The sequence below is a fragment of the Tsukamurella soli genome (assembly GCF_039541155.1).
Lineage (GTDB): Bacteria > Actinomycetota > Actinomycetes > Mycobacteriales > Mycobacteriaceae > Tsukamurella > Tsukamurella soli.
Window position 1 is genome coordinate 23,250 of the sequence record NZ_BAABFR010000059.1, and the last position, 8,695, is coordinate 31,944.

Below are 8,695 nucleotides of genomic sequence, written 5' to 3' on the forward strand. Positions count from 1 at the left end.
TTACCCTTGGCCAGATGACGTCGGACGAGACCGGGCTGTCGGAGACGAGCACGGGCGGCGGCGCGGGCCCCGCCAAGAAGCGGGGGCGGCCGAGCATCCGGCGAGAGCTGGTCGAGCGCGAGATCAAGGAGAACGCGGCCAGACTGTTCGCCGAACGTGGCGTGGCCGGCACCACCCTGCAGGACATCGCCGACGCGACCGGTCTCACCCGCCAGGCGGTCTACCACTACGTCGCCAACAAGGACGACCTGTTCGCCCAGTTGGTGAGCGAGATCGCCGATCAGCCCGCGCAGCTACTCCACGAGATCAACGGCCTTCCCGACGTACCGCCGAGCGAGCGACTGCACAGGATGGCCAGCTCGCTGGCCCTCCACCAGATGGCCGATCCCGGCCGGTTCCGGCTCATGATCCGCTCGGAGGCCGACCTGCCCGACCACCTGGCGGAGGCATACAGCGCAAGCCGACGCCGGGTCCTCAAAGAGCTCATCGCGGTGATCGAGAGCGGCATAACCAGCGGCGTGTTCCGTGCGGTCAACCCGCGCACCGCGGCACTCGGCATCGTCGGCATGCTCAACTGGATCGCGTGGTGGTACCAGAGCGGCGACGACGAACAGGCCACGGCCGCCCAGCTGGCCGACATGGCGGTGCGATCCGTCCTGCGTGACACCCAGCCGGTCGAACCTCCCACCGCGCCTCGAATCCTCGCGAGCGTTCGCCAGGAACTGGACCGGCTCGAGCGGTTGCTCTAGCCGACTCGTCACGCCGCCTCGACGTGATTCCGCGCCCCGCCGAGCGCTCACCCCAGGGTTTAACCACCCACCAGGCCACGTAACCGGGCCGTAACGCCACGGACACGCCCCGCTCTCGTGGTGGTGCGACTGTTCGAATGAGATCTGGCGCCGAGGGGGTGCCGGCGGAAGGACGGTGAGCAGTGACGGCACAGCAGACAGAGGTGGGCGACAAGCACCTCAAGGACGTCGCCGCCCGAGAGACGCTCGAGGACTACACGCTGCGGTTCGCACCCCGCAGCTACCGCAAGTGGGGCCCCGCCGTGGTCGCGACCTCGGCGCTCGGCGGCATCGCCTACCTCGCGGACTTCGCGATCGGCGCGAACATCGGCATCGCGAACGGCACCGGCAACGCCCTGCTCGGGATCGGCTTCTTCGCGATCGTCATCGTCCTCACCGGCTACCCGCTCGCCTACTACGCGGCGAGGTACAACATCGACCTCGACCTGATCACGCGCGGATCGGGCTTCGGCTACTACGGCTCGGTGGTCACCAACGTGATCTTTGCGTCGTTCACGTTCATCTTCTTCTCGCTCGAGGGCTCGATCATGGCGCAGGGCCTGCAGCTGGGCCTGCACATCCCGTTGTGGCTGGGCTATCTGTTCAGCTCGGTGCTGGTCATCCCGCTGGTGATCTACGGCATGAACACCCTCGCGAAGCTGCAGGTGTGGACCACCCCGCTGTGGCTGATCATGATGGTGTTGCCGTTCCTGTACCTGGTGATCAAGCACCCCGACGCGATCGGTAAGTTCTTCGCCTACTCGGGCTCCAACCCCGACGGATCGCCCGCGGGACACGGTGTCTCGTTCGCCGGGACGATGCTCGCGGCGGGCGTGTGTCTGTCCCTCATCGCGCAGATCGCCGAGCAGATCGACTACCTCCGGTTCATGCCGCCGCGCACCCCGGAGAACTCGCGCAAGTGGTGGACCGCGATGATCACCGCCGGCCCCGGCTGGGTGTTCTTCGGCGCGATCAAGCAGATCGTCGGCCTGTTCCTGGCCGTGTACCTGATCTCGCAGGCCGCCGACAACGCCGGCATCGCCAACCAGCCGGTGCACCAGTTCGTCGAGATCTACCAGGACTTCCTGCCGCACTGGCTGGCGCTGACCCTGGCCGTGGCGCTCGTGGTGATCAGCCAGATCAAGATCAACGTCACCAACGCGTACTCCGGCTCGCTCGCCTGGACCAACAGCTTCACCCGCGTCACCAAGACCTATCCGGGTCGCCTCGTGTTCCTGGTGTTCAACGTCGCCATCGCCATCGCGTTGATGGAGGCCGACATGTTCAGCTTCCTCAACAACCTGCTGAACTTCTACGCCAACTGCGGCATCGCGTGGATCGTGGCCGTGGCCTCGGACATCGCGATCAACAAGTACCTGCTGAAGCTGTCGCCGAAGGTGCCCGAGTTCCGCCGCGGCATGCTGTACGCGATCAACCCCGTGGGCTTCGTGTCGCTGATCGTCGCGGCCGGCGCGTCGATCCTGGTGTACTTCCACGTGTTCGGCGATGCGATCCAGCCGTACTCGCCGATCGTCGCCCTCGTCCTCGCGCTGGTGCTGCCGCCGATCATCGCGGCCGCGACCCGCGGCAAGTACTACCTGCGGCGCACCGACGACGGCATCGACCTACCGATGTTCGACGAGCACGGCAACCCGTCGGGAGACACGCTGCCCTGCGCGGTGACGGGGATCGAGTTCGAGCGCCCCGACATGATCGCCTCGGCGAAGAAGGGGCCCGACGGCGAGACGCTGTACATCAGCTCGCTCGCCCTGTCGACGGACAAGTCCGGCGAGCACGTCCTCCCTCCGAAGGACTGACGGGACCCCATTGCAGCCCGGCGGCCGCCCACGCATCGCGCGTGGGCGGCCGCCGGTCTTCCCCGTTCGGGGGCTCAGAAATTCGGGATCGTGGTGGGGACGCCCGGTGGCAACGTGATCGTCGGTGGGACGCCGGGCGGCGTCGGGAACCCCGGCGGCACCACGATGGTGCGCGGGATCGTGGTGGGGAACCGCTCCGGCACCGTCGTCGGCACGGTGTATACGCCTTGGCCGCCGCCGCTCGCACCGGTCGTGGCGGCGGGCGTCGTCGTGTCGGTGTCCGTGTCGCCCGTGCCGTACCCACTCCCGGACCCGCCGTCCGTGGTGTCGGTCACGGGGGGCGGCACATAGACCGGCGTCTGCTGGGGCGCCTCCGTGGTGGTCGCGATCGTGGTCGACGGGGCGGATGACGACGAGGTCGATGACGACGGGGCGGTGCTCGACCCGGTATCGGGGGTGTCGGGCGAGGGCTCGACGGTGAAGGACGGCCTGGTCCCGGTATCGGACGAGCCACACGCTGCCAACGCCGTGCCCGCACAGGCCGCCACAGCCAGTGCCGCCGCGAGGCGACGGGCACGGACCGACGACTCAATCCCCTTGCTCATGGAACCTATCGGAGTCCATTTGGTCCTGTAATGCAAGTCACTGGGCCGTGTCAGGTGTCACAATGTCCGGTTCGCCGGAATGGCGGAACCCTGCCACGCTGTGCCGCGAAACCTCGTCAGTACCGCACAGAACCGCAGCACGACGAACAGCGCGAGCCCCGACCAGATCCCGGTGAGACCCCAACCGAGCCCGTACGACAGCCAGATCAGCGGCAGGAAGCCGACCAGGGCCGCCGCGAGGGTCGTGGTGCGCAGGTATGCCGCGTCGGCCGCGCCCAGCAGGACACCGTCGAGCGCGAACACCACGCCGGCGACGGGGACCATGCCCACGAGGAACCACCACGGCACCGCGAGGGCGCTGAGCACACCGGGCGCGGCGGTGAAGACGCGCGGCACCACGCCCGCCCCTGCGGCCAGTGCCACCGCCACGACGACGGCCACCCCGGCCGACCAGCCCGTGACGCGTACGCCGATGCTGCGTGCGGCATCCGGTCGTCCCGCGCCGAGTGCCGCGCCGACGAGGGTCTGGGCGGCGATCGCCAGCGAGTCCAGCAGCAGCGACAAGAAGTTCCACACCTGCATGGCGATCTGGTGGGCGCCGACCGCCTCGGCCCCCACACGGGCCGCCACCGCGCCCGCCGAGACGAAGCACACCTGGAAAGACAGGCTGCGGACGATGAGGTCCCGGCCCAGCCGCAGCTGCGCGGCCATCAGGGACCAGCGCGGCGCCAGGAACGCGCGACGCCCGACGCCGTCGGGCCGCGACCGCACCAGCGCCACCAGGAACGCCACTCCGCTCACGCACTGCCCCGCGAGGTTGGCCCACGCGGATCCGACGAGGCCGAGCCGCGGCGCACCCCACAGCCCGTGCGTCAGCGCGGGGCACAGCAGAGCCGACAGCGACAGCCCGGCGATCACGAACGCCACCGGCGCGCGCGGGCGCTGCACGCCGCGCAGCCAGCCGTTGCCGGCCATCGTCACCAGGATCAGCGGAATCCCGCACGCCGCCACGCGGAGCCAGCCGGCGGCCGCCGCGGCGATGTCGGAGCCGTCGGCCACCGCGGCCGCCACCGGGTCGCACAGCAGCTGAACGAGGGCAAGGAGGGCAAGGCCGACGCCGAGCGCGATCCAGGTCGCGGCGACCCCCTCCCGTACCGCTCCAGCCGGGTCGCCCGCGCCGAACCGCTGCGCGGCGCGTGCCGTGGTGCCGTACGAGAGGAAGGTGAGCTGCGTCGACACCGTCGCCAGCACCAGCGCGCCCACGGCGAGACCCGCCAGGTCCAGAGCGCCCAGGCGCCCGACGACCGCGGTGTCCCACAGCAGGTACAGCGGCTCGGCAGCCAGCACGCCGAGCGCGGGAACGGCCTGGCCGAGAACCCGCCGCCCCACACCGGACCGGCCGTCCGCGTGGCGGGTCATGCTCGCCGCCACCCGGTCGGATACCGGGTCATGCGCGGGCCAGGAACTCCCGCACGACCTCGTCGGCGGTGCCCTCGGCGGAGTAGCCCGACGCCAGCTGGTGCCCACCGCCGCCGAAGCCGCGGGCGAACTCGCTCACGTCGATCTCCGACTTGGCACGCAGCGACGCCGACCAGGTGCCGGGCGCACCCTCCTTGAACAGGGCCGCCACCTCGACCGACTCGACCGTGCGCAGCAGATCGATGAGGGACTCGGCGGACTCCCAGGGCAGCCCGCCCAGGTCCGCCGCGGTGCATACCGCGTAGACGGCGCCGCGGCCCCCGAACGCCGCGGGCACCTCGACGCTCGAGCCGAGCACCCGCGACACCAGCGTGAGCCAGGCGGCCGGGTGGGTGTCGAGCAGGGACCGGGCGAGCTCGCGGCCGCTGGCGCCCGCCGCGAGCAGCCGAGCCGCGATCCGGTGGCCCGCCGGAGTGGTCCACCGGAAGGATCCGGTGTCGGTGACCAGGCCGGCGTAGAGGCAGTCGGCCGTCGCGGCGTCGACGTCGACGCCCAGGCGGTCCGCGATCCGCAGGATCAGCTCGGTGGTGCAGTTGGCCGCCGGGTCGACGAGATCGACGGTGCCGAACCCGACGTTCGACCGATGGTGGTCGACGACGACGGTGGTGGCTGCCGCCTCGAACCACGGCCGCAGGTCCCCGAGTCGCTCGCGGCTCGCGCAGTCGACCGCGACCGCGACGGGGGCGTCGCCGGGCGGCCCGAAGGTCTCGGCGCCCGGCAGGGCGGCGATGCCCGCGGGCAACGGGACCGCGTCCGGGTAGCTGACCGTGGACTCGATCCCGCGGGCCCGCAGGATCCGTGCCAGCGCCAGCGCGGACCCGACGGTGTCGGCGTCCGGCCGCTGGTGGCACATGATCGCGACGCCCGGAACCGAGGAGCGGGCCGGTTCCGAGGTCAGGACGTCCGCGACCGCGTCCAGCGCCGGGCTGTCAGGCACCGCGCTATCCGTCGCCGGGCTATCGAGCACCGTCCGCCTCCCGCGCGGGGCCGGTACCGTCCGCATCGGTCCCGGCACCGTCCGCGTCGCTCTCGTCCTCGCCATCGCGGGCCGGCTTGTACGGGTCGGGGTCGCCGGCCGGGCGCGCGCCCTTGGCGGCGGCCGCGACCCGCTCGTCCTGCTCGCGGGCGCGGGCGAGCAGCGCCTCCATCGAGGCGACGGCCTCGGGGACGCGGTCGGGCTCGAACCGCAGCGTCGGCGTGAATCGGACGCCGGTGCCGGCGCCGACCTTGGTGCGCAACTGCCCCTTGGCCTTCTCCAGACCGGCGGCCGCGGCCGCGTAGTCGGGCTCGGCATCGATCGTCGCGCCCCGCACCGTGTAGAACACCGTGGCGTCGTGCAGGTCGCCCGTGACGCGGGCGTCCGTCACCGTCACGTAGTCCAGCCGCGGGTCCTTGATGTCGTGCTCGATCGCAGTCGCGACGATCGTCGCGATCCGCTTGGCCAGGCGCTGTGCGCGAGCCGGATCAGCCATGACCGTTCACCATTCCTCTTCGTCTATACGGGTGTCCGTCCGGACAGTCTGGGTGTCTGTCCGGGCGCGGCCGGACCACGAGTCAATCCTCCGGCCCCCACAGGCGGCGGCGGACGGACAGCAGCTCCACTTCGGGGTGGCCCGCAGCGGTCCGCTCGCATCGGTCCAGGATGTCACCGACGTGCGCCGCGTCCGGCCCCACCACGCCGACGCCGATACACGCGCGGCGGTGGAGGTCCTGCGCACCGACCTCTGCGGCCGACACGGAGAACCTCCGCAGCTCTGCGAGCATCGGCCGGATCACCGACCGTTTCTGTTTGAGCGACCTGACGTCTCCGAGGAGGAGGTCGATCTCTATTGCACCTGTGAACACCGTCGGGGCCACCCGGCCCTGGGGATCGAGAGTCGTCTGATGTGATTGCGGGTCCCGCGGCCGGCGCTCTGCAGCGCCGGCCGCGGGCCTGCACTAGTCGCGTGCCTTCTCGACCAGTTCGTACGTCTCGATGATGTCGTCGACCTTGATGTCCGAGTACGTCACCGTGAGGCCGCATTCATAGCCCTCGCGGACCTCGACCACGTCGTCCTTCTCGCGCCGCAGCGACGAGACGGTGAGGTTCTCCGCCACCACCACGTTGTCGCGCAGGATGCGCGCCTTCGCGTTGCGGCGCATGATCCCCGACTGCACGAGGCAGCCGGCGATGTTGCCCACCTTGGACGACTTGAAGATCGCCCGGATCTCGGCGCGGCCGAGTTCCTTCTCCTCGTACACCGGCTTGAGCATGCCCTTGAGGGCGGACTCGACCTCGTCGATGGCCTGGTAGATCACCGAGTAGTACCGGATGTCGACACCCTCGCGGTTCGCCAGCTCCGTCGCCTTGCCCTCGGCACGGACGTTGAAGCCGATGATCACCGCGTTGGAGGCCGACGCCAGGTTGACGTTGGTCTCGGTGACGCCGCCGACCCCGCGGTCGATGACGCGCAGCTGCACCTCGTCGTCGACCTCGATCGCGAGCAGGGCCTCCTCGAGGGCCTCGACGGTACCGCTGTTGTCGCCCTTGAGGATCAGATTGAGCTGGCTCGTCTCCTTCAGAGCCGCATCCAGGTCCTCGAGCGACACCCGCTTGCGCGAGCGGGCGGCCAGCGCGTTGCGCTTGCGCGCATTGCGCCGGTCGGCGATCTGCCGGGCGATGCGGTCCTCGTCGACCACGAGCAGGTTGTCACCCGCGCCGGGCACCGACGTGAAGCCGATGACCTGCGCCGGACGCGACGGGAGCGCCTCGACGATGTCGTCGCCGTTCTCGTCCACCATGCGGCGGACGCGTCCGTACGCGTCGCCCGCGACGATCGAGTCGCCGACCCGCAGCGTTCCGCGCTGGATCAGCACGGTCGCAACGGGGCCGCGGCCGCGGTCGAGGTGCGCCTCGATCGCGACACCCTGGGCGTCCATGTCCGGGTTGGCCCGCAGGTCCAGCGACGCGTCCGCGGTGAGCAGGACCGCCTCGAGCAGCTGCTCGATGTTGGTGCCCTGCTTCGCGGAGATGTCGACGAACATGGTCTCGCCGCCGTACTCCTCCGCCACCAGGCCGTACTCGGTGAGCTGACCGCGGATCTTCGCCGGGTCGGCGCCCTCCTTGTCGATCTTGTTGACCGCCACCACGATCGGCACGTCGGCCGCCTGCGCGTGGTTGATCGCCTCGACCGTCTGCGGCATGACGCCGTCGTCGGCCGCGACCACCAGGATCGCGATGTCGGTGGCCTTCGCACCGCGGGCACGCATGGCGGTGAACGCCTCGTGACCCGGGGTGTCGATGAACGTGACCAGGCGCTCGTTGCCGTCCAGCTCCGTGAGGACCTGGTACGCACCGATGTGCTGCGTGATGCCGCCGGCCTCGCCCTCGCGGACGTTGGCCTTGCGGATCGTGTCCAGCAGGCGGGTCTTGCCGTGGTCGACGTGACCCATGACGGTGACCACCGGCGGACGCTGCTCGAGGTCCTCCTCGCCGCCCTCGTCCTCGCCGTAGGTGAGGTCGAAGCTGTCCAGCAGCTCGCGGTCCTCGTCCTCCGGGCTGACGACCTGGACGACGTAGTTCATCTCCTCGCCCAGCAGCACGAGGGTCTCCTCGTTCACCGACTGGGTGGCGGTGACCATCTCGCCGAGGTTGAACAGCGCCTGGACCAGCGACGCCGGGTTCGCGTCGATCTTCTCGGCGAAGTCGCTCAGCGACGCGCCGCGTGCGAGACGGATCGTCTCGCCGCCGCCGCGCGGCAGCCGGACGCCACCGGCGATCGGCGCCTGCATGTTCTCGTACTCGGCGCGCTTCGCCCGCTTCGACTTGCGGCCGCGCCGAGGCGCGCCACCGGGACGACCGAACGCACCCGCGGCACCACCGGGACGACCACGGCCACCGCCGCCACCGGGACGACCCCGGAAGCCGCCGGCAGCTGCACCCGCACCCGCACCGGCGCCGGTACCGCCACCCGGGCTCGCACCGGACCGAGCCGCTGTCGCCCGCGAAGCGGCTGATCGACGACCG

Annotated in this window: 8 protein-coding genes; 2 read left to right on the top strand and 6 right to left on the bottom strand. The window is 70.7% G+C overall.

All coding sequences use genetic code 11. The features are described 5' to 3' along the window. The first annotated feature begins 14 nt into the window (after positions 1-14). The gene (locus ABD908_RS17180) at positions 15-749 is read left to right on the top strand and encodes a TetR/AcrR family transcriptional regulator (RefSeq protein WP_344998137.1); all 735 of its coding nucleotides are present in this window, start codon (positions 15-17) and stop codon (positions 747-749) included. Between the two features lie 182 nt (positions 750-931). Then, a complete protein-coding gene (locus tag ABD908_RS17185; RefSeq protein WP_344998139.1) occupies positions 932-2,605 on the top strand; it encodes a purine-cytosine permease family protein in 1,674 nt (557 codons plus the stop codon). Positions 2,606-2,679: 74 nt separating this feature from the next. Here ABD908_RS17185 and ABD908_RS17190 read toward each other — a convergent pair whose 3' ends face one another. From ABD908_RS17190 to infB, 6 genes are all read right to left on the bottom strand, one after another. Continuing rightward, positions 2,680-3,210 carry a hypothetical protein gene (locus tag ABD908_RS17190; protein ID WP_344998141.1) on the bottom strand — a complete coding sequence of 177 codons (531 nt, stop codon included), beginning with the start codon at positions 3,208-3,210 and terminating at the stop codon, positions 2,680-2,682. A 57-nt stretch (positions 3,211-3,267) separates the two neighbouring features. Further along, on the bottom strand, positions 3,268-4,629 hold the full coding sequence (locus ABD908_RS17195; protein ID WP_344998143.1) for an MATE family efflux transporter: 1,362 nt from the start codon (positions 4,627-4,629) through the stop codon (positions 3,268-3,270). A 28-nt stretch (positions 4,630-4,657) separates the two neighbouring features. Beyond that, entirely contained in the window at positions 4,658-5,626 is a 969-nt protein-coding gene (locus ABD908_RS17200) for a DHH family phosphoesterase (RefSeq protein ID WP_385921506.1), read from the bottom strand. A gap of 19 nt (positions 5,627-5,645) precedes the next feature. After that, a complete protein-coding gene (gene rbfA / locus ABD908_RS17205; protein ID WP_344998145.1) occupies positions 5,646-6,161 on the bottom strand; it encodes a 30S ribosome-binding factor RbfA in 516 nt (171 codons plus the stop codon). A gap of 82 nt (positions 6,162-6,243) precedes the next feature. Continuing rightward, positions 6,244-6,534, bottom strand: coding sequence for a DUF503 domain-containing protein (locus tag ABD908_RS17210; RefSeq protein ID WP_344998147.1), 291 nt, complete (start codon positions 6,532-6,534; stop codon positions 6,244-6,246). 93 nt (positions 6,535-6,627) lie between these two features. Beyond that, a partial coding sequence (gene infB / locus ABD908_RS17215; protein ID WP_344998149.1) for a translation initiation factor IF-2 occupies positions 6,628-8,695 on the bottom strand: 2,068 nt, incomplete at its 5' end.